A 21149-nucleotide genomic window follows, 5' to 3' on the forward strand; every position below is an offset into this window, starting at 1 on the left:
TTGGGGTTTCGAATTGAACGCACTGATTGAGCTGTTCTGGTTCAAATATTCGCAGCTGCAGTATGCCGTTCGTACGGCAGACGAGCATTTGATCAGCATTCTGGATCGCGAATTGGATCCGATCTTGAGATCCGTCTACGACGAGAAGGCGGTGAGCGTCGAAGATGCCCGGCTTCAGTTCCAGTTCCTGATCGACATTCTTCGCGTCGAAGCCGACGACATTTCCTGCGTGCTGCGCCATTCGCAGTTGCTGCAATCGCTGATCAATCGCTACTTTGCGGCGACCGGTGGGGAGAACCTCGCCGACCTGCAACTGGAGCGCCTGCCGGCGCAGCCGAACAAGGGCAGGGCGGACGAAGGATTGCTCAACGAGGCGATCCTCGACAGCTTCCCGGACCGGCTTGCGGTGATCACGCCCGACTACCGCTACCTTTACACCAATCCGCGCAATGCCGAGCATCTGGAAAGCCGCCCGATGGACCTGATCGGCCGGCATATCGTCGAGTTCATCGGCATCCAGCGGTTCGAGCTTCGGGTGAAATCCTATCTCGACCGGTGCTTCGCCGGCGAGGTGGTGGACTACACCTTCGCCAAGACGGTCGACGCGCGCACGGTCGTCGTGCGCTGCCGGCTGACGCCGTGCATGTCGAGCACCGGCAAGCTCATCGGCGCTATTCTAGTGATCCAGGAACATGCCGACCGCCGCCGCGCGATCGCGGCCTGAGGCGCCGGTTCCGGCGGTATCAATCGAAAATGCATGAGGGGATGCGCGGCCGGATAACGGCCGCCTGACGTGTCCGTTTTGCGGCGCGCTGCCCCAAAGGCCGGTTTATCCGACCGGCGCGGTGATGCTGCGCAGACATTCCTGCTCGAAGCCGACGTGCCGCCTGAGGCTCGTGAAGAAGCCGCGCAGCATGTAGCCGGCGGTCTCGGCATTGACCGTCTGGTCGGCAGCGCCGAGGCGCTCCAGCATCTCGGTCAGCTCCTCGGCGAAGCACTCGTCCTCGCAGTGTTCGTATTTCAGCCGCTCCAGCGTCGCGCCGAGCGTCGGATCGCCGCGGTAGGTGCGTTCGATCCAGGAGAAGACGAGGTTTTCTTCGCCCGAGTGCATCTCGCGGATCAGCGGCTCCAGCACCTTTGCGGCATAGAGGCATTTCTGCCGGTCGATTTCCGCAGGCAGGCTGTCGGCGATTTCCTCCAGGCAATTGCAGAGCGCAAGCTGCTCCTCGTGGGCGCGGGCAAGCCAGGCAAACGGCTCGGCCACGGGCTCTCGCCGGGGGGCCGGGTCCAGCCGGCTGCGGATTCGTCCGTCTTCAAAAGTCTTTTTCATCGGCTTCAGACGCCAGCTCCCACGGCGCTCCCTATTGTTTGCCGAGGATGATCCAAACGAGGTGACAAAGCCTTGATCTGAATCAAGGCCGGGCTGCCCCGATTCTGACACTTTCGGGCAAGCTGCGGTGACACCCCTCGTTTCGGGGTGTTGTCGCGTGCGTTCGGATAAAGTTGGGGACCCAACCATGAAATACACATTCGAGATGATCCTGCTCGGGGTCGGTGCATTCCTGGCGCTTGTCGGCGCCGGGTTTGCCCAGGACCGGCACTTCGAAGCCCATATGTGGGTGCTGTTCTTCACGCTTCTTGCCGGCACCATCCTCCTGATGCGCCGCATCGAGTTCAGCCCGGCTTCCGCGGGCAGGGCGTCACCGCCGCCACCCCAGTCGGAGTATTTTGACGAGGTGGTCAAGTACGGCGTGATCGCCACCGTCTTTTGGGGCGTCGTCGGCTTTCTCGTCGGTGTCGTGGTTGCACTCCAGCTTGCCTTCCCGGACCTCAACATCGAGCCCTGGTTCAACTTCGGCCGCATGCGGCCGTTGCACACCTCGGCGGTGATCTTCGCCTTCGGCGGCAACGCGCTGATCGCAACGTCCTTCTACATCGTCCAGCGCACCAGCCGTGCCCGCCTTTTCGGCGGCAATCTCGGCTGGTTCGTGTTCTGGGGCTACCAGCTCTTCATCATCATGGCCGCCACCGGCTATCTGCTGGGCATCACCCAGTCGAAGGAATATGCGGAGCCGGAATGGTATGTGGACCTGTGGCTGACGATCGTCTGGGTCGCCTATCTCGCCGTCTTTCTCGGCACGCTGCTGACGCGCAAGGAGCCGCATATCTATGTGGCCAACTGGTTCTACCTCGCCTTCATCGTCACGATCGCGATGCTGCACATCGTCAACAACCTGGCGGTTCCGGTCTCCTTCCTCGGCTCCAAGAGCTACTCGGCCTTTGCCGGGGTGCAGGATGCGCTGACGCAATGGTGGTACGGGCATAATGCCGTCGGCTTCTTCCTGACGGCCGGCTTCCTCGGCATGATGTATTACTTCATCCCGAAGCAGGCCAATCGCCCTGTTTACTCCTACCGCCTGTCGATCATCCACTTCTGGTCGCTGATCTTCATGTACATCTGGGCGGGTCCGCACCACCTTCACTACACCGCGCTGCCCGACTGGGCGCAGACGCTCGGCATGGTGTTCTCGGTCATGCTCTGGATGCCCTCCTGGGGCGGCATGATCAACGGCCTGATGACGCTTTCGGGCGCCTGGGACAAGATCCGTACCGACCCGATCATCCGCATGATGGTCATGGCCGTTGCCTTCTACGGCATGGCGACCTTCGAAGGTCCGATGATGTCGATCAAGACGGTCAACTCGCTCAGCCACTACACCGACTGGACCATCGGCCACGTGCATTCCGGCGCGCTCGGCTGGAACGGCCTCATCACCTTCGGCGCGATCTACTATCTCGTTCCGAAGCTGTGGAACCGCGAGCGCCTCTACAGTGTGCGCATGGTCAACTGGCACTTCTGGCTCGCCACGCTCGGCATCGTCGTCTACGCGGCGGTCATGTGGGTTGCCGGCATCCAGCAGGGCCTGATGTGGCGCGAGTACGACGACCAGGGCTTCCTCGTCTATTCCTTCGCGGAATCGGTCGCGGCCATGGTTCCCTACTACGTGCTGCGTGCCCTTGGCGGCGCACTCTTCCTCGCCGGAGCTCTGCTCATGGCCTTCAACGTAACCATGACCATCCTCGGCCGCGTGCGCGATGAAGCCCCGATCTTCGGTGCGACGCCCGCGCTCAAGGCTGCGGAATAGGAGGGCATAGAGAATGTCCATTCTCGACAAACACGCGACGCTCGAACGCAACGCGACCCTGCTGCTCGTCGGCTCGCTGCTCGTCGTCTCCGTCGGCGGCATCGTGGAAATCGCGCCGCTCTTCTACCTCGAAAACACCATCGAGAAGGTGGAGGGCATGCGTCCCTATTCGCCGCTGGAGCTTGCCGGCCGCGACATCTATGTGCGTGAAGGCTGCTATGTCTGTCACAGCCAGATGATCCGCCCGTTCCGCGACGAAGTGGAGCGCTACGGTCACTACTCGCTGGCGGCGGAATCCATGTACGACCATCCGTTCCAGTGGGGCTCCAAGCGCACTGGGCCGGACCTGGCGCGCGTCGGCGACCGCTACTCCAACGAGTGGCACGTGCAGCACATGATCGAGCCGCGCTCGGTGGTGCCGGAATCGGTGATGCCGAGCTACGCCTTCCTCAAGGCGACGCCGCTCGATGTGAACAACATCGCCGCGAACCTCAAGGCCAACAAGGCGGTCGGTGTGCCCTACACGGACGAGATGATCGACAACGCGCTTGCCGACATCAAGGCGCAGGCAGATCCGAACGCCGACACGTCCGGCGTCGAGGGCCGCTATCCGAAGGCCAAGCTCGGCGACTTCGACGGCGATCCGCAGAAGCTGACGGAGATGGACGCGCTCATCGCTTATCTGCAGATGCTCGGCACGCTGGTCGACTTCTCCACCTACGACGACACCACCGGCTATCGCTAAGGAGACCGCACCATGGAAACCTACACGGCCATGCGCCAGTTCGCCGATAGCTGGGCGCTCCTTGCCATGACGCTCTTTTTCCTGGGCGTCGTCGCCTTTATCTTCCGGCCCGGCGCCAAGAAGGCCGCCGATGATGCCGCAGCCATCCCCCTGAAGGAGGATTAATAGAATGGCGGACAAACACGTCGACGAAATCAGCGGCGTCGAGACCACCGGCCACGAATGGGACGGTATCCGCGAGCTTAACAACCCGATGCCGCGCTGGTGGGTCTATACCTTCTACGCGACCATCGTCTGGGCGGTCGGCTACATGATCGTCTATCCGGCCGTGCCGCTTCTGACCGACGCCACCAAGGGCGTGCTCGGCTATTCGAGCCGCGCCGAGGTGAGTGCGGAGCTTGCCAGCGCCAAGGCGGCGCAGGCCGGCAACCTCGAGAAGATCGCGTCGAGCTCGCTCGCCGACATCATGGCCGATCCGCAGCTGCAGCACTTCGCCGTTTCCGGCGGTGCCTCGGCCTTCAAGGTCAACTGCGCCCAGTGCCACGGCTCGGGTGCGGCCGGTTCTGCCGGCTTCCCGAACCTGAACGACGACGACTGGCTCTGGGGTGGCAAGCCCGAAGAGATCTACCAGACGATCGCCCACGGCATCCGCTATAACGGCGATGACGACACCCGCGTCTCGGAAATGCCGTCCTTCGCGGAAATCCTGCAGCCGGAAGAGATCAAGCAGACGGCGGCCTATGTCGTCAGCCTCACCGGCACGCCGTCGGATGCCTCCATGGTAGAGCCGGGCAAGGCGCTGTTTGAGGCAAACTGCGCCTCCTGCCACGGTGCCGACGCCAAGGGCAACCGCGAGTTCGGCGCGCCCAACCTTGCCGATGCGCTGTGGCTGAACGGCTCGAGCGAACAGGCGATCGTCGCCCAGATGAAGGCGCCCAAGCACGGCGTCATGCCCGCCTGGCTGCCGCGCCTCGGCGACACCACCGTCAAGCAGCTCGCCATCTTCGTGCATTCGCTGGGTGGCGGCGAGTAAGAGGAACGAGGGGCTTGCGGACCTGCCACGCATCCGTAGGTGATGGTGGCGCCCCTCATTCGCCTGCTGGCCCTTCTCCCCGCCAGGCGGGGAGAAGGGCGCAAGCCGCGCTAGCCTCGCCAGGTTAAACGTAAGGTTGGCGATGGAGCCGCCCATCACGTTCTTGAGTGGGCTACCGCTCAGACTTTTCAGGCTTGATGCAGGGCGGGTGCCCCCAGCATTTCTCTCCCCGCCAGGCGGGGAGAGATGTCCGGCAGGACAGTGAGGGGCAGCTCTCATCCATCCAGTCGAGAAGGCCGCGCCAAAGGGCGCTGCCTTTTTCATCTGGAGACGTTTCGCCATTGAGGGGAGATGTCAATGAAATGGCAGACGTGACCTCTCAAGATCTCGCCTTTTCGCCGACACGCCTTCGCAACGAAACCACGGCCAGCGTCGCCATGATCGCGATGGCGACGGCGCAAACGGCGGCGGCTGCGTTGAAGCCGGTCATGAAGGCGGCCTGGGCTTGCTCCAGCATGCCCGCCGGTAGCTCGGTCGCGACGGATACGGCGCCGGCGAGGCTGTCCGACAGCCTGTGGCCGATCTCGCCGGGGATCAGCGTCTGGCCGGCCATTTCGATGCGGTAGACGGCGGTGGTCAGGCTGCCGAGCGTGGCGATGCCGACGGCAAGACCGAGTTCCTGCACCACTTCGGAGAGGGCCGAGGCCGAACCGGCCTTTTCGGCGGGCGCTGCGCTGACGACGAGATCGGTGCCAAGCGCGGCAATGGTTCCAAGGCCGAGATAGACGAGCGCAAATGCGGCGGTTACCAGCCCGACCCCGTATGGCGTATGGCCGAGCTGGGCGAGCAGGAGGTAGCCGACCACGGAGAGCGCCAGCGCCGCTGCGATCACGGGGCCGGGGCCGAAGCGCCTGGCGATGAGCGGTGCGGTGATGCCGGCCAAAAGCATGGCGAGCGCCGAGGGGCCCATTCTCAGGCCCGCCGACAGCGGAGAAAGCCCGACGACGAGCTGCAGATACTGGGTGACGAGCAGCATCGTGCCGCCGACAGCCGTCAAGCCGATCAGGAGGATCAGCAGCGCTGTGCGGAAGGCGCGATCTGAGAAGAGCTCGAGGTCGATCAGCGGGCTTCGCAGGCGGCGTTGTCGCCGGATGAAGAGGAGCGTGGCGACGAGGCCGACGGTCAGGCCGAGCGTGGCGCCGAGCCCAAGGCCATCCTTGGCGACCTGCTTGATGCCGTAGACGATGGGCAGCAGCCCCGCCAGCGACAGCGCCACACTGGCCATGTCCAGGCGGTCCGATTGCGGGGCACGATATTCCGGCAGCAGAAACGGCGCGACGATGAGCAGCAGCCCGACGATCGGCAGTGCGACGAGGAAGGCGGCCCCCCACCAGTACCGTTCGAGCAGGATGCCGCCGACGATCGGCCCCGCGGCCATGCCGAGCGCGAACATGGTCGCCCAGACGCCGATCGCAAGCGCGCGCTGGTGCGGGTTCAGGAACATGTTGCTGATCAGCGCCAGGGTCGGCGGCATCAGCGTTGCGCCGGCAACGCCGAGTGCCGCGCGTGCAGTGATCAGCATGGTAGCGCTGGTGGAATAGGCCGAAAGCACCGAGGCGACGCCGAAGGCGGCCGCGCCCAGCATCAGGAGCTTGCGGCGACCGATGCGGTCGCCGAGCGTTCCCATGGTGATCAGAAAGCCGGCGATCATGAAACCGTAGGCATCGACGATCCAGAGCGCCTGGGTGCTGGTGGGCTTCAGATCCGCCGCGAGCGCCGGCAAAGCGAGATGCAGCAGCGTCAGGTCGAGCCCGAGCAGGATGGTGGGGAGCGCGAGCAGGGCGAGCCCGGCCCATTCTCGCAGGCCCGCGCGCGTTTCACCGGGATCGGCATGGTCGGTGAGGTGGGATGGTCGGTCGCTGAGAATTGTCAAAAGTGGCCTCCGTCTTCGCTTGGGCTGGTTGCGGAGACCACATCTTCAGGGCACAATCATCCTGTTACAATTTAAGTATTTATCCTATTACTGAGAGCAATAGCGTGAACGAACGAAGTCTTGAGCGAAGCAAGAACGAGCTGTCGGAGTTTTTGACGAGACACAGGGCGAAGCTGACGCCGGCCGATGCCGGCCTTGCCTTCACCGGGCGGCGGCGCACCCCGGGCCTCAGGCGGGAGGAGGTGGCAGCGCTCGCCGGTGTCGGGCTCACTTGGTACACGTGGTTCGAGCAAGGGCGCGACATCAGAGTGTCGGAGGCGTTCCTGCTGAATGTGGCGCGAGCGCTGAAGCTCGACGACGCCGAATGCAGCCATCTGTTCCTGCTTGCCCACAAGCGGCCGCCACCGCCGGAGGCACATCATCGCGTTACCGTTTCGCCGCTGATCCAGACGTTGCTGGACGAGCTCACGGTCCGGCCGGCCCATGTGATCAACCTGCGCTGGGATGTCGTTGCCTGGAACGCTGCGGCAGACGCTCTGTTCGGCTTTAGCGCCCGGCAGCCGGAGCTTGGCAATATCCTGCAAATGGTGTTTGCCGATCCCGAGATACGGAGGCGCATGCCTGCCTGGCGCGAGGACGCGCCGAAGCTGCTTGCCCAGTTCCGATACGATTTTGCCGTGGCGCCGGATGATCCGTCGATGCTGGCCCTGGTCGAAAGCCTGAAGGACCTGTCGGCCGATTTCAGGCGCTGGTGGGCAGCGCCCGGCGGTGACGAGGTCCGTCGCGGGATTGGGTCCCTGATCGATGCCGGGGCCGGGCGCCTGCGTTTCCGCCACGAGACGTTGGTTGTGGACGAGCACCGGCATCTGCGGATGGTGGTTTACTTCGCCGAGCCGGCGCTTGCCTGATGGCGACGCCCGAAGCGGCAGGCGCCGGGCCTTCTTATTCGAGGGCTGCGGCGATGGTGGCGCCGACCACGACGCTCGATAGCGCCGTGCCGAGCAGCAGCGAGGTGTTGACCGGCTTTCTCACGACCGTGCCGAAGTTGAAAAGGTTCATCGGCAGGAGGTGAAAACCGCCGCTTTCCGGCTTGCTCGACGGCGCTTCCATGAAGCACTCATCGTCGAACCAGATCCAGTCGTCGCGCCAGGTCCAGCAGCCGTGCTGGCGATAGATGTTTGCCACCTGCTCGGCGAAGCCCTTGTCGGCGGGCAGACGGATATAGTCTTGCGGCCTGCGGCTGAAATACTGCATGGCGAGCGGCATGGAGCGCTCGGTGCAATAGTTCGACATCCAGAGCTTGAAGCCGATCTCGTCGCGTAGCCGGTCGAGCACCCGGAAGACCTGCACGTGATCCTCATGGCCGTATTCGCCCCAGGGATTGTGGGTGAAGACGTTCATGTCGGGCTTCAGGAGCGGCAGCAGCGTGCGATAGAGCGTTTCGTAATTGTCCCGGTAAGCCTGGGCGATCGGCCGGGTGGAGTGGCGGAAGCTGCCGGGCATGATCTGCGACAGCGATTTCTTGACGATGCGCTTGGCTTCGCGGCGTGTGCCTTCGGTGCCGAACTCCATTCCGAAGGGACCGGGCTTCGGGTTCGTCCAGTCGGCGCAATCGAAGGAGCCGGTTTCTTCCATTTCCAGAAAGCGCACGTTGCCGCGCGGGTAGGCCTTGATCGCAGCGGCGCGTGCGTCGCCCATCTGCGGCTCCGACCAGATATCGCGGTAAAGGATGATCACCTCGTCGACTTTTCGGAGGATCGAGGTGAACCACAGCAACTCGTCATCGGGATGGGCGCCGATGATGACGGAGTTCTTCAGAAAATCATGCGTGTCGGCCATGCTCTTGCGCGCCCTCGTGTTCGTCGCGCGCAATTCTGACGTGTAGAGATTAAACCGGCGTAAAGCCGGAGCGCGTGTCCACAGGGAAGCGGTGCGGTCGTAGCGCCACCGCCCTCCTGGCCTGACCCTCCCGGCAATTTACTGCGCAGACCAGACCGCCAGTTCGTAACCATCCGGGTCGGCGAAATGAAAGCGCCTTCCGCCAGGGAAGGTGAAGATCGGCTTGACGATCCTGCCGCCGGCCTTTTCGACGCGGGCGAGCATATCCTCGAGCTTGTCGGCATAGAGGATGATCAGCGGTCCGCCGCTGCCGACGGGGCCGGTGGTGGTAAAGCCGCCGGTCAGTCGGCCGTCCTGGAATTCGCAATATTCCGGGCCGTAGTCGGTGAAGGTCCAGCCGAAGGCGCTGCCGTAGAAGGCCTTGGTGGCGGCGATGTCGGAGACATTGAACTCGACATAGTCGATGCGGCTGTCGTTGCCCTTGTTACCCATTTTTCTACCTGTCTTCTCCGGATTCCATGATCGATTTCAAGGTGGCGAGATCCTTCGCCACCCAGCCGGCATCGCCGGCAAATTGTTCGGCGCTCATGCCCGGCTGCCGCAGCAGCGTGAACATCACCTCCGCGCCGTCGCCGTTCGACACGACGCGCAGCGCATTGTGGACCTCTGTGCCGTCTTCCAGCGTGACGAGATGATCGGTGACGCCGAAGGCGTTGTCAGGCGCAAAGCGCACGCGGGCATTACCGAGCGGACCCGGCGCCAGCCAGTGATCACCCTCGCGGGTCAAGCCCGACGACAGGCCGGACGCCCAGCGCGGCATGTTCTCGGGCTTTGCCATGAAGGCATAGACGTCGCGCCAGTCGCGGTCGATGGTGGTGTGAACGATCTTTGCTTCAAGTGTTGCCATGCTTTGTTCTCCTGCATGACGGAGTAGCACGGGTCGCCCGACCGGTCTTGAACGAAACGGCCAGTCAGGCCGCCTCCCGGTCACCGACGAGCTGGCGGCGGATTTCGGCGGGTGAGAGCGAGGTCAGCTGCCTGGCCTCGCGCGACAGATGCGCCTGGTCGGCATAGCCGGCATCGAGCGCAAGCAGGCCGAGCGTGGCGAATGGTTCCCTTTGGCATGCCCCGAGGAAGCGCTGTAGGCGCAGGATGCGGTCGAGCGTCTTGGCGCCGTAGCCGAAATGCTCGTGGCAGCGGCGCCTCAGCGTCCTTTCACTGGTGCCGGTGATGGTAGCGAGGGCGCGGATGGGGTTGTTGTCGGACGAGCCATGGCTCTGCCGAAGATGGGCGAGGGTGGCGGCGATATCGCCTGATGGCGGCGAGACGGCCGGCAGGCGCTCAAGCACCGCTTCCGTGAGCATCTCGGCGCGGCGGACCGCATCGGGCGCGTCCTCAATCCTGGTTTCGAGTTCGCGCGCGGCTGAACCCCAGAAGGCGTCGAGCGGAACGACCGCGCCGATGATCTGCGAAAGCGATGTGTGCAGGAAGGACGCCGCGATGCCCGGGCGGAAGCGCAGGCCGATGATGTCGGTGCCCGGCGCGAAGACGGGGAAGGCGGCCACCCGGTCGGGCCCGGCAACCGCCAGGCCGTGCCTGGACCAGAGGATATCGACACAGCCGTCGGGTACGACCGCGATGGGGGCGGCCGTCCCCTCCGGCAATTGGTGGCGCCAGAGGCATTCGACATGGCCGCCGAGTGCGCCGGGCGCGGCATACTCTCGATAGATACCGCGCCGCTTGGCCAGTGTCGGCTCTGCCGGAGCCGGCTCCGTCTGTCTCAGCGGCCCGTGGGCGCCGTCCATGCCTTGTCCTCCACGCTTCGGACCGTGCCGGCCGCCTCTTGGCGCGACCAGATCTCGCCGTCGATCTGGCCCTGCAGCTCCGGATAGTCGGCCGCATGGAACACCGGGTCGAGACCCTGCCGGCGCTGGGCGAAATAGTCCTTCGTCAGTTTGGCAATGGTACCGGAGAGGAGCACGATGGCAATGAGGTTGATCGTCGCCATCAGCCCCATCGAGGCGTCTGCCGCGTCGAACACGGTGGTGATGCTCTCGGACGCACCCCAGACGACCATGACGAGCACGGCGCAGCGCATGACCAGAACGCCGACGCGATTGGCGCCGCCGAGATAGGTGAGCGCATTCTCCGCATAGGAATAGTTGCCGATGATCGAGGTGAAGGCGAAGAAGAAGATCGCGATGGCAATGAAGTAGCTGCCGGCCCAGCCGATATGCACGTTCATGGCCGCTTGCGTCAGCTGCGTTCCGGTGACGCCGGAACCGGGTTCCAAGGTGCCCGACAGCAGGATCATGACCGAGGTCGCGGTGCAGATCAGGATCGTATCGATGAAGACGCCGAGCGACTGCACGAAGCCCTGCGACGCCGGGTGGTGCGGCACGGGCGTGGCGACGGCCGCGATGTTCGGGGCCGAGCCCATCCCGGCTTCGTTGGAAAACAGGCCACGCTTGACGCCGTTCATCATCGCAGCCGTGACGCCGCCGGCGACACCGCCTGCCGCTTCCTGCAGGCCAAAGGCGCTGGAGATGATCGTCCACAGCACGCTCGGCACGATCGACGCGTTGACGACGAGCACGTAGATCGCGGTCAGGAGATAGGCGATCGCCATGAAGGGCACGACGATTTCGGCGACGCGGGCGATCTGGCGGATGCCGCCGAAGATGACGATGCCGGAGATGGTCGCAACCGCGATACCGACGGCGATCTTGGGCACACCGAACGCACCCTGGACGGCGTCCGCGATGGAATTGGCCTGCACGGCGTTGAAGACGAGGCCGAAGGAGAGGATCAGGCAGACGGAGAAGATCGTCGCCGCCCAGGGCGCGTTGAGGCCGCGGGCGATGTAGAAGGCGGGACCGCCGCGATATTGACCGTTTTCGTTGCGCACCTTGTAGAGCTGCGCCAGCGCGCTTTCCGCATAGGCCGTCGCCATGCCGACGAGCGCCACCATCCACATCCAGAAGGTGGCACCGGGACCACCGAGATAGAGCGCAACGGCAACGCCGGCGAGGTTGCCGGTGCCGACGCGCGAGGCGAGGCTGACGGTCAGCGCCTGGAACGGGCTGATACCGGCCGCATCCTTCGAGCCGCCGCTGCTTAAGACCCGGAACATCTCGCCGAAATGCACGATCTGCGGAAAGCCGAGCCGCAGGGTGAAGTAGATGCCGACGGCGAGCAGGCCGTAGATCAGCACGTAGCCCCAAAAGATCGTGTTCAGAAAGCCGATGATCGTGTCCATGCGGTTCCTCATTGGTATTGCAAGGTGTGGTGATGTGGCGAACCGCGATGCGGATCGGATGGGAAAGGCCGTTTACTACTTTTGAGCCTGGCATCTCTTTCGAGCGCCTGGACCTTTCGCCGCATGCTGGCGCTTTAGCCCGCAAACTTGACACAGATCAACGTTTTCGGCCGCCAAATCAGGCAAAACGTGGTGCAATACATGACATATCCGGGGATTTCCCACAAATGAGCCCACAATCCGCCGCAAATCCAGCCTCCGTCGAACGTCACGAGGCCGAACCGGTCAATGCGGCGCATGTGCGCAAGCCGCTCTACGAAAAGCGCAAGAAGATCTTCCCGAAGCGTGCCGAAGGCAGCTTCCGCCGCTTCAAGTGGCTGGTGATGCTGGTGACGCTCGGCATCTATTATCTGACGCCCTGGATCCGTTGGGATCGTGGCGAGCATGCGCCGGACCAGGCTGTGCTCGTCGATATCGCCGCCCGGCGCTTCTATTTCTTCTTCATCGAGATCTGGCCGCAGGAGTTCTTCTTCGTCGCAGGCCTGCTCGTCATGGCCGGCTTCGGCCTGTTCCTGGTGACGTCTGCCGTCGGCCGCGCCTGGTGCGGCTATACCTGTCCGCAGACGGTATGGGTCGATCTCTTCCTGGTGGTCGAACGCTATATCGAAGGCGACCGCAATGCCCGTATGAAGCTCGATGCCGGTCCCTGGACGTTCGACAAGATCGTCAAGCGCGTGTCGAAGCACTCGATCTGGATCATGATCGGCATCGCGACGGGCGGCGCCTGGATCTTCTATTTCGCCGATGCGCCGACGCTTTTGAAAAGCTTCGTTTCGCTGGAAGCGCCCATGGTCGCCTACATGACCGTCGCGATTCTCACGGCGACGACCTATGTCTTCGGTGGACTGATGCGCGAGCAGGTCTGCACCTATATGTGCCCGTGGCCGCGCATCCAGGCGGCAATGCTCGACGAAAACTCGCTGGTCGTGACCTATAACGACTGGCGCGGTGAGCCGCGCTCGCGCCACCAGAAAAAGGCCGTCGCTGCCGGGGAGGCCGTCGGCGATTGCGTCGATTGCAACGCCTGCGTCGTCGTCTGTCCGATGGGCATCGACATTCGCGACGGCCAGCAACTCGAATGCATCACCTGCGCGCTCTGCATCGATGCCTGCGACGGTGTCATGGACAAGCTCGGCCGTGAACGCGGGTTGATTTCCTATGCGACGCTCAACGACTATGCCGCCAACATGGCGCTGGCCACCAATGGCGGTACGGCGGCGATCGATCCGGGTCGGGTGCGCAACGCCGACGGCGCATTTTCGGACAAGGTTCGCCACTTCAACTGGAAGATCGTCTTCCGGCCCCGTGTGCTCGTCTATCTCGGCGTCTGGACGCTGGTCGGTATCGGTCTGCTCTATGCGCTCCTGTCGCGCGACCGGCTGGAACTCAACGTGCTGCACGACCGCAACCCGCAATTCGTCGTCGAATCCGATGGTTCGGTGCGCAACGGCTACATGGTCAAGCTCTTGAACATGATCCCCGAACAACGCACGATCACGCTCGCAATCGACGGGATGCCCTCTGCGACCATGCGCATCGCCGGCCAGGCAGCGGGCGACGGCCGCACCTTCGCCCTCGGTGTCGATCCGGACAAGGTGACGGCAGTCAAGGTGTTCGTGACGCTGCCAAAGGACAAGCTTGGCGAGGCGGACGACGGTTTCAGCCTGATCGTCGAGGATCCGTCGAGCCATGAGCGCGACGTCTACAAGGCCAACTTCAACAGCCCGGGAGCCGCAAAATGACGATAAACCAGGCAGGGGCAAAACAGGCAAAGGCACCGCGGCCCTTCACCGGCTGGCACATGCTCGGCGTCATGGTGCTGTTCTTCGGCACGATCATCACCGTCAATCTGATCATGGCCTGGAACGCCAGCCATAGCTGGAGCGGATTGGTGGTGCAAAACACCTATGTCGCGAGCCAGCAGTTCAACGGCAAGGTGAAGGAAGCGAAGGCCTTTGTCGCCGATGGCCTCGACGGCAAGCTCAGCGTCGAAAACGAGGCGCTGCGCTACACGCTGACGCGCCGGGGCAACCCGGAGATGACTGCCGACAAGGTGGTGGCTGTGCTGAAACGCCCGGTCGAGGAGCATGAGGACGTCACGGTTGAAATGGCGCATCAGGGCGAGGGCGTGTTCGTTGCCGCAACCGCGCTGAAGCGCGGCCAGTGGATCGCCGATATCACCGCGACATCAGGCGAGACCGTCGTCTACCGCCAGGCCATCCGCTTCATGGTGCCGGGAGCTGCGAAATGAGCTGCTGTGCTCCCGGAACCGAAATGGCTCTGGAGGTCGACAGGGCCGGGCAGGGACTGCCGACAACGGAAGAGCTGTGGTTGATGAGCCGGTCGCTCGGCGGCGGCCTGCGCCAGACGGATTTGAGCGTGCCCGGCGTGCATTGCGGCGCCTGCATTACCACGCTCGAGGGCGCCTTGAAGACACGGCCGGAGGTTGACCGGGCGCGCGTGAACCTTTCGTCGCGGCGCGTGTCGATCGTTTGGAAGGAAGAGGTAAATGGCGCCCGTACCGATCCGCGGGAACTGGCGCAGGCCATCCGTTCGCGCGGCTACGAGACCCATCTTTTCGCGCCGGGCGAGGAAGACGGCGATCAGACGCTGAAGAAGCTGGTGCGCGCCGTTGCCGTCTCGGGTTTTGCCTCGGCCAACATCATGCTGCTTTCGGTCTCGGTGTGGTCTGGGGCGGAGGCGGCGACCCGCGATCTCTTTCACTGGATCTCGGCGCTGATTGCCGCCCCGACGCTGATCTATGCCGGACGCTTCTTCTATGCGTCCGCCTGGAACGCACTGAAGCACGGCCGTACCAACATGGACGTGCCGATTGCGCTGGCGATCACGCTCTCCTATTCGATCTCGCTCTACGAGACGATCACCCACGGCACCCATGCCTGGTTCGACGGCACGGTGATGCTGCTCTTCTTCCTGCTGATCGGCCGCACGCTCGACCACATGATGCGCGGGCGCGCCCGCTCGGCGATCAGCAGCCTGGCGAGGCTTTCGCCGCGCGGCGCCATGGTGGTGGATGCTGACGGCGGACGCGAGTATCGCCCTGTCGACGAGATCAAGCCAGGCGAGAAACTGGCGATCGCTGCCGGCGAGCGCATCCCCGTTGATGGCCGCATCCTCATGGGCACCAGCGATCTCGATCGCTCGATCGTCAATGGCGAGAGCGCGCCGGCGCCGGTCAAGGTCGGCGACGCCGTCGAGGCGGGTACGCTGAACCTCACAGGACCGCTGACGATCGAGGCGACGGCGGCGGCACGCGACTCGCTGCTTGCCGAGATCATGGGGCTGATGGAAGCCGCCGAAGGGGGCAGGGCGCGCTACCGCCGCATCGCCGACCGCGCGGCACAATATTATTCGCCGGCGGTGCATTTGCTGGCTCTGGTCAGCTTTATCGGCTGGATGTTCGTCAACGGCGATTTCCATCATGCGATGCTGGTCGCCGTCGCGGTGCTGATCATCACCTGCCCCTGCGCGCTCGGGCTTGCGGTACCTGTCGTGCAGGTGATTGCCGCCGGACGGCTCTTCCAGAACGGCGTCATGGTCAAGGACGGCTCGGCGATGGAGCGGCTTGCCGAGATCGATACGGTGCTGCTCGACAAGACCGGAACACTCACGGTTGGCGAGCCGCGGCTTGTCAATGGCGGGGACATTCAGCCATCGATCCTCGCGACGGCGGCGGGGCTCGCCGTTCATTCGCGCCATCCGCTGGCGATGGCCATTCATGATGCGGCGGCGATCGCGCCCGTCGTCAATGGCGACATCCGCGAAATCCCCGGTGCCGGCATTGAAGCGCAGACGCAAACCGGTCTCTACCGGCTTGGCAGCCGCGCCTTTGCCTGCGGCGATGCCGGCGAGGCGACCGGCCAGTCGGAAGTGATCCTGTCGCTCGATGGCCGCGAACTCGCCTGCTTCCGCTTCGAGGACCGGCTCAGGCCGTTCGCCCGCGAGAGCATCGAGGAGCTTGGACGGCTCGGCCTTTCGACGGGCATTCTTTCGGGCGACCGCGCGCCGGTCGTCGCCGCCCTTGCCAAGCGGGCCGGCATCGAGCGCTTCAAGGCGGAACTGACGCCACGCGGCAAGGTCGATGAATGCGCAGCGGCCGCCGAGGGTGGTCACCGAGTGCTGATGGTCGGTGACGGCATCAACGACGCGCCGGCGCTGCGCGCCGCGCACGTCTCGATGGCGCCGGCAACGGCCGCCGATGTTGGCCGCCAGGCGGCAGACTTCGTCTTCCTGCACCAGGGGCTGAACGCCGTGCCGATGGCGATCGATACGTCGCGCCGGGCCGGGCGGCTGATCCGCCAGAATTTTGCCCTGGCGATTGGCTACAACGTCATCGCCGTCCCGATCGCGATCCTCGGCTATGCCACACCGCTGATCGCGGCCGTCGCCATGTCGACCTCGTCGGTGATCGTCGTTGCCAACGCCTTGCGCCTGCGCGCGGCGACCGGCAATGTCACGGAGGTCGCCGAACAGAAGGCACCTGTCACGCTGCGGCCGGTCGGGAGCGCCTCATGAACACGCTGATCTATCTCATTCCCATCGCGCTGTTTCTCGGTGGGATTGGCCTCGTCGCCTTCCTTTGGGCACTGAAGAGCGGCCAATACGAAGACCTCGAAGGCGCCTCCTGGCGGGTGCTCGACGATGGCGATGGCAAGCCTGAAAAGAAGTGATTTCGTCAGTAATCACTTGTCCTTAATCGATTTGAATGCCAAAACAACCTCCGCCGTCGCTTCTCGCGCCTGGGCCTTCGACAGAGCCCCGCGCGAGGGGGCGAAGTTCAATTCGAAGGGCCGGCACAGACGCGTTTATCCCGATCGCGCCCGGCACTTCTGTCCAATGGAGGCAATCACGTGTCACAGGCGGAAATCGGCCTAATCGGTCTCGGTGTCATGGGCTCGAACCTGGCGCTCAACATCGCTGAAAAAGGCAACAAGATCGCGGTCTTCAACCGCACCGTCGAAGCGACGCACAAATTCTACGCGGAGGCCGGCGACCTCCAGGGCCAGATCGTGCCCTGCGACACCATTGAAGAGTTTGTCGCCGCCATCCGCCCGCCGCGTCCGATCATCATCATGATCAAGGCCGGCGAGCCGGTCGATCAGCAGATGGAAATCCTGAAGCCGTATCTCGCCAAGGGCGACATCATGATCGATGCCGGCAACGCCAACTTCCGCGACACGATGCGCCGCTTCGAGACGCTGAAGGATTCGGGTCTTACCTTCATCGGCATGGGTGTTTCCGGCGGTGAAGAAGGTGCCCGTCATGGCCCCTCGATCATGGTCGGCGGCAAGGAAGAGTCCTGGAAGCGCGTCGAGAGCGTGCTGACCTCGATCGCCGCCAAGTACGACAACGTGCCTTGCGTCGCCTGGCTCGGCGAAAACGGCGCCGGCCACTTCGTCAAGACCATCCACAACGGCATCGAATATGCCGACATGCAGATGATCGCCGAAATCTACGGCATCCTGCGCGACGGCCTGAAGATGTCGGCGAGCGAGATTGGCGAAGTCTTCGGCACCTGGAACAAGGGCCGCCTCAACTCCTACCTGATCGAGATCACCGAGAAGGTACTGAAGGCTGCCGATCCTTTGACCGGCAAGCCGATCGTCGACCTGATCCTCGACAAGGCCGGCCAGAAGGGCACCGGCAAGTGGTCGGTGATCGAGGCGCAGAACATGGGCGTGCCGGCAACCGGCATCGAGGCGGCGGTTGCCGCGCGCAGCATCTCCTCGATGAAGGACGAGCGCGAAGCGGCCGAGAAGATCCTCGGCCTTCCCGCAGTCGGCGAGTTCAAGGTTGCCGACAAGGCAGCCTTCATCAAGGATCTCGAAAGCGCGCTGCTTGCCGCCAAGATCGGCGCCTATGCGCAAGGCTTTGCCGTGATGTCGGCGGCGTCCAAGGAGTTCAACTGGAACCTGCCGATGCCGACGATCGCCAAGATCTGGCGCGCCGGCTGCATCATCCGCTCGCAGTTCCTGGACGAGATCACCACCGCCTTCACCAAGGCGCCGGATGCCGCCAACCTGATCGTCACGCCGGCCTTTGCCGCCATGGTCAAGGACACCGACGGGGCGCTGCGCCGCGTCGTCTCGGCAGCCGTTCTCGGCGGTCTGCCGGTTCCGGCACTCGCCTCCGCACTCGGCTACTTCGACAGCTACCGCCGCGGCCGCGGCACGGCCAACGTCATCCAGGCGCAGCGCGACTTCTTCGGCGCCCATGGCTTTGATCGCGTCGACGGCGCCGACAGCCATCATGGCCCGTGGGGCAGCGGCCTCAACGCCTGACCGTTCGGGTAAACAGATCAATGCGGGGCGGCCTTCGGGTCGCCCCGTTTTCGTTTGGGCCCCGTTTTGCCTGGACGGGGTGCTAGCCTGTCATCGAGACGGGTACAGATCGGTCTGTGGTTCCCCCGCCGCCTGACGCGGTGGGATTGGAACAGGACTTGATCGGCAGGACGGCGAAAAGCGAGGCAATCATCAGCACAACGATGATCAGCACCAGCCTGTCGGTGAAGGCGGCGCGAAAGATTTGCAGCACGTAGTGTTTCGTCTTCATCGTGCCCACGCGCTTTCATCGCCATCTCATGCTAGATGGCTTGGCTGCACCGTGGACGTCATGCGTCCGTTCATGGGAATGTACGTCAGACGGAAAGCGGCCGAAAGGGCCGATTGTTGCGGGCTGAGGCTTGTGCACCGCGTGACGCCAGTTGTCCCAAAGACCCCTGGCGGGCGCGGCTAGCGCCGAGAAGCGTGGCGGTCGTCGCGGGTTCGGCTGCATTCGCCAGGGCGCTGCGAACCCCGCATCGTTTGGCGCTCATCCGTGCGACGCGGGAATGGCGCAACCGTGTTTGCCGGTGACGAGCGGCGGCGCCGTTGCCGCAGCCTACCCAGCCTCTTTGGCGGATCGACAAAGATCACCAGCAGAAAGCCGATGGCCATAAGCAGATAGGCCGGGACACCGGTCGTTGCGCTGCCGACGAAGGCGCAAAGCATGGCGAACGCAAGATAGATGCCGATGGTCAAGGGATTGGACAGGAAGGCCCACGCGCGGTCAGTCAGCCTGTCTTTCCATGCTATTCTCGATGTCATGCCGAACATCACCTGTCTGAAGTGATTGGCAGCTTTTAGTTTGCTGCGATGGCGCCCCAGCCCGTGCAATATGTGACCGGTGCATGGCGCGGCAATGACACTCAGACCTTTGGCAGCAAGAGTCGGACCAAAGTCCCATCGATTTCACGGCGCGATAAGTTAGGATCGGTGGGCGTTGCCACGGCAGCGCCACAAGAACCTAGTTTTTTCAGTACCGATTTAGAGCAGGGTCGCGTTATGCGTTTGGGTTCTGCTTGCAGGTCCTCGGTCCCGCCGAGGAAGGCGGTGACTGCGAAATGCTGGGCGCCGGCGCGCGACGCCCAGCTTGCTTTGCTTCAGCTGCGAAGACCCGGCGCTTCCTGGCCGGTCCGCTCGACATATTCCGTGTAACCGCCGCCATACTGATGGATGCCCTCGGGCGTCAGCTCCAGCACACGGTTGGAAAGGGCTGCGAGGAAGTGGCGGTCGTGCGAAACGAACAGCATCGTGCCTTCGTAGTCCGCGAGCGCCTTGATCAGCATTTCCTTGGTGTCGAGGTCGAGGTGGTTGGTCGGTTCGTCGAGAACAAGCAGATTCGGCGGGTCGAACAGCATGATCGCCATCACCAGGCGCGCCTTCTCGCCGCCGGAAAGCACCCGGCACTTCTTCTCGACATCGTCACCCGAAAAGCCGAAGCAGCCGGCAAGCGCGCGCAGCGGCGCCTGGCCCGCCTGCGGGAAGGTGTCTTCGAGCTGCTGCAGCACCGTGCGGTCGCCATCGAGCACGTCCATGGCGTGCTGGGCGAAGTAGCCCATCTTGACGCTGGCGCCGAGCGCGACATTGCCTTCGTCCGGCTCGGTGGAACCGGCGACGAGCTTCAACAGCGTCGACTTGCCGGCACCATTGATGCCCATGATGCACCAGCGCTCGCGGCGGCGCACCATGAAGTCGAGACCTTCATAGATGCTGCGGCTGCCATATTTCTTGTGCACGCCCTTGATGTTGATGACGTCTTCGCCGGAACGCGGCGCGGGGCGGAATTCGAAGGCGACGGTCTGGCGGCGCTTCGGCGGCTCGACCCGGTCGATCTTTTCGAGCTTCTTTACCCGGCTCTGCACCTGGGAGGCGTGCGAGGCGCGCGCCTTGAAGCGCTCGATGAACTTGATTTCCTTGGCGAGCATCGCCTGCTGGCGCTCGAACTGCGCCTGCTGCTGCTTCTCGTTCTGAGCGCGCTGCTGCTCGTAGAAGCCGTAGTCGCCCGAATACGCGTTGAGCTGGCCCGCGTCGATCTCGATGATCTTGGTGATGATGCGGTTCATGAACTCGCGGTCGTGCGAGGTCATCATCAGCGCGCCGTCGTAGTTCTTGAGGAAGTCTTCGAGCCAGATCAGGCTTTCGAGATCCAGGTGGTTGCTCGGTTCGTCGAGCAGCATCACGTCCGGCCGCATCAGGAGAATGCGGGCGAGCGCCACGCGCATCTTCCAGCCGCCCGAGAGCTTGCCGACGTCACCGTCCATCATTTCCTGGGAAAAGCTCAGGCCCGCCAGCACTTCGCGGGCGCGGCCCTCGAGCGCGTAGCCGTCGAGCTCCTCGTAGCGCGCCTGCACCTCGCCGTAACGCTCGATGATCGCGTCCATCTCGTCGAGGCGATCCGGATCGACCATGGCGGCCTCGAGCTCGCGCAGTTCGGCGGCAACTTCGCTGACAGGGCCAGCGCCGTTCATCACTTCGGCAACGGCGCTGTTGCCGGACATCTCGCCGACGTCCTGGTTGAAGTAGCCGATGGTGACGCCCTTATCGACGGCGACCTGGCCTTCGTCGGGGATTTCCTCGCCGGTGATCATGCGGAAGAGCGAGGACTTTCCGGCGCCGTTCGGGCCGACGAGGCCGACCTTTTCGCCGCGGTTGAGCGCGGCGGAGGCTTCGATGAAAAGAATGCGGTGGCTGAGCTGCTTGCTGATGTTTTCGATACGGATCATGTCTGCGGTAGCCTGAAGGGAGGAGCGGGGCGCAGTCGCGCCCAATTGTTGCTCCGGCCTGTCGCAGGTT

The 21149-nt window shown here is 63.8% G+C and carries 21 protein-coding genes; 11 read left to right on the top strand and 10 right to left on the bottom strand.

Features of this window, described 5'->3' with window-relative positions:
• The first annotated feature begins 13 nt into the window (after positions 1-13).
• Positions 14-724 (top strand): PAS domain-containing protein, encoded by a 711-nt coding sequence (locus tag ASE71_RS22440; protein ID WP_060520624.1) that lies wholly within the window; start codon positions 14-16, stop codon positions 722-724.
• A gap of 105 nt (positions 725-829) precedes the next feature.
• Here ASE71_RS22440 and ASE71_RS22445 read toward each other — a convergent pair whose 3' ends face one another.
• On the bottom strand, positions 830-1264 hold the full coding sequence (locus tag ASE71_RS22445) for a hemerythrin domain-containing protein (protein WP_234852497.1): 435 nt from the start codon (positions 1262-1264) through the stop codon (positions 830-832).
• 253 nt (positions 1265-1517) lie between these two features.
• Between ASE71_RS22445 and ccoN the strand changes: the two genes are divergently transcribed.
• The 4 genes from ccoN to ccoP are packed head-to-tail and all read left to right on the top strand — an operon-like array spanning position 1518 to position 4924.
• The gene (gene ccoN, locus ASE71_RS22450) at positions 1518-3146 is read left to right on the top strand and encodes a cytochrome-c oxidase, cbb3-type subunit I (protein ID WP_034788365.1); all 1629 of its coding nucleotides are present in this window, start codon (positions 1518-1520) and stop codon (positions 3144-3146) included.
• Between the two features lie 13 nt (positions 3147-3159).
• Positions 3160-3891, top strand: a complete 732-nt coding sequence (gene ccoO / locus ASE71_RS22455; RefSeq protein WP_034788367.1) for a cytochrome-c oxidase, cbb3-type subunit II — start codon at positions 3160-3162, stop codon at positions 3889-3891.
• A 12-nt stretch (positions 3892-3903) separates the two neighbouring features.
• Positions 3904-4056 (top strand): CcoQ/FixQ family Cbb3-type cytochrome c oxidase assembly chaperone, encoded by a 153-nt coding sequence (locus ASE71_RS22460; RefSeq protein WP_034788377.1) that lies wholly within the window; start codon positions 3904-3906, stop codon positions 4054-4056.
• Between the two features lie 4 nt (positions 4057-4060).
• Positions 4061-4924 (top strand): cytochrome-c oxidase, cbb3-type subunit III, encoded by an 864-nt coding sequence (gene ccoP / locus ASE71_RS22465; RefSeq protein ID WP_060520625.1) that lies wholly within the window; start codon positions 4061-4063, stop codon positions 4922-4924.
• A 379-nt stretch (positions 4925-5303) separates the two neighbouring features.
• Here the strand turns inward: ccoP and ASE71_RS22470 are convergent, their stop codons facing one another.
• The gene (locus ASE71_RS22470) at positions 5304-6857 is read right to left on the bottom strand and encodes an MFS transporter (protein WP_082566460.1); all 1554 of its coding nucleotides are present in this window, start codon (positions 6855-6857) and stop codon (positions 5304-5306) included.
• Between the two features lie 104 nt (positions 6858-6961).
• Here ASE71_RS22470 and ASE71_RS22475 point away from each other — a divergent pair, with 104 nt between their 5' ends.
• Entirely contained in the window at positions 6962-7765 is an 804-nt protein-coding gene (locus ASE71_RS22475) for a helix-turn-helix transcriptional regulator (RefSeq protein WP_060520626.1), read from the top strand.
• A 34-nt stretch (positions 7766-7799) separates the two neighbouring features.
• On the opposite strand, the gene ASE71_RS22480 is transcribed toward ASE71_RS22475, so the two are convergent.
• The 5 genes from ASE71_RS22480 to ASE71_RS22500 all read right to left on the bottom strand — a co-directional run bounded on the left by ASE71_RS22480 (position 7800) and on the right by ASE71_RS22500 (position 11955).
• Positions 7800-8696, bottom strand: coding sequence for a hypothetical protein (locus ASE71_RS22480; protein WP_060520627.1), 897 nt, complete (start codon positions 8694-8696; stop codon positions 7800-7802).
• Positions 8697-8834: 138 nt separating this feature from the next.
• The gene (locus ASE71_RS22485; protein WP_034788390.1) at positions 8835-9188 is read right to left on the bottom strand and encodes a VOC family protein; all 354 of its coding nucleotides are present in this window, start codon (positions 9186-9188) and stop codon (positions 8835-8837) included.
• Positions 9189-9192: 4 nt separating this feature from the next.
• Positions 9193-9603: a polyketide cyclase gene (locus ASE71_RS22490; RefSeq protein ID WP_060520628.1), complete on the bottom strand. Its 411-nt coding sequence runs from the start codon at positions 9601-9603 to the stop codon at positions 9193-9195.
• 64 nt (positions 9604-9667) lie between these two features.
• Positions 9668-10501, bottom strand: a complete 834-nt coding sequence (locus ASE71_RS35895) for a helix-turn-helix domain-containing protein (RefSeq protein ID WP_244496922.1) — start codon at positions 10499-10501, stop codon at positions 9668-9670.
• Entirely contained in the window at positions 10477-11955 is a 1479-nt protein-coding gene (locus ASE71_RS22500; RefSeq protein ID WP_089044184.1) for an alanine/glycine:cation symporter family protein, read from the bottom strand. Before ASE71_RS22500 ends, ASE71_RS35895 begins: the two co-directional genes overlap by 25 nt.
• A 227-nt stretch (positions 11956-12182) precedes the next feature.
• Between ASE71_RS22500 and ccoG the strand changes: the two genes are divergently transcribed.
• The 5 genes from ccoG to gndA all read left to right on the top strand — a co-directional run bounded on the left by ccoG (position 12183) and on the right by gndA (position 18317).
• Positions 12183-13757, top strand: a complete 1575-nt coding sequence (gene ccoG / locus ASE71_RS22505) for a cytochrome c oxidase accessory protein CcoG (protein WP_034788396.1) — start codon at positions 12183-12185, stop codon at positions 13755-13757.
• Positions 13754-14266, top strand: coding sequence for a FixH family protein (locus ASE71_RS22510; RefSeq protein ID WP_034788399.1), 513 nt, complete (start codon positions 13754-13756; stop codon positions 14264-14266). Before ccoG ends, ASE71_RS22510 begins: the two co-directional genes overlap by 4 nt.
• Positions 14263-16551: a cation-translocating P-type ATPase gene (locus ASE71_RS22515; protein WP_060520629.1), complete on the top strand. Its 2289-nt coding sequence runs from the start codon at positions 14263-14265 to the stop codon at positions 16549-16551. Before ASE71_RS22510 ends, ASE71_RS22515 begins: the two co-directional genes overlap by 4 nt.
• Positions 16548-16706, top strand: coding sequence for a cbb3-type cytochrome oxidase assembly protein CcoS (ccoS, locus tag ASE71_RS22520; protein ID WP_043615060.1), 159 nt, complete (start codon positions 16548-16550; stop codon positions 16704-16706). The genes ASE71_RS22515 and ccoS overlap by 4 nt, the downstream gene beginning before the upstream one ends.
• Before the next feature lie 180 nt (positions 16707-16886).
• On the top strand, positions 16887-18317 hold the full coding sequence (gene gndA / locus ASE71_RS22525; RefSeq protein ID WP_060520630.1) for an NADP-dependent phosphogluconate dehydrogenase: 1431 nt from the start codon (positions 16887-16889) through the stop codon (positions 18315-18317).
• Between the two features lie 82 nt (positions 18318-18399).
• Here gndA and ASE71_RS22530 read toward each other — a convergent pair whose 3' ends face one another.
• The 3 genes from ASE71_RS22530 to ASE71_RS22540 form a co-directional block, all read right to left on the bottom strand.
• Complete coding sequence (locus ASE71_RS22530; protein WP_156400738.1) at positions 18400-18597, bottom strand: hypothetical protein; 198 nt, start codon at positions 18595-18597, stop codon at positions 18400-18402.
• Positions 18598-18767: 170 nt separating this feature from the next.
• Positions 18768-19130 (bottom strand): hypothetical protein, encoded by a 363-nt coding sequence (locus tag ASE71_RS22535; protein ID WP_060520632.1) that lies wholly within the window; start codon positions 19128-19130, stop codon positions 18768-18770.
• A 326-nt stretch (positions 19131-19456) separates the two neighbouring features.
• Positions 19457-21079, bottom strand: coding sequence for an ABC-F family ATP-binding cassette domain-containing protein (locus tag ASE71_RS22540; RefSeq protein ID WP_060520633.1), 1623 nt, complete (start codon positions 21077-21079; stop codon positions 19457-19459).
• Positions 21080-21149 lie beyond the last annotated feature (70 nt).

Origin of the sequence: Ensifer sp. Root954 (assembly GCF_001429005.1) — a bacterium.
GTDB classification, from domain to species: Bacteria; Pseudomonadota; Alphaproteobacteria; order Rhizobiales; family Rhizobiaceae; genus Ensifer; species Ensifer adhaerens.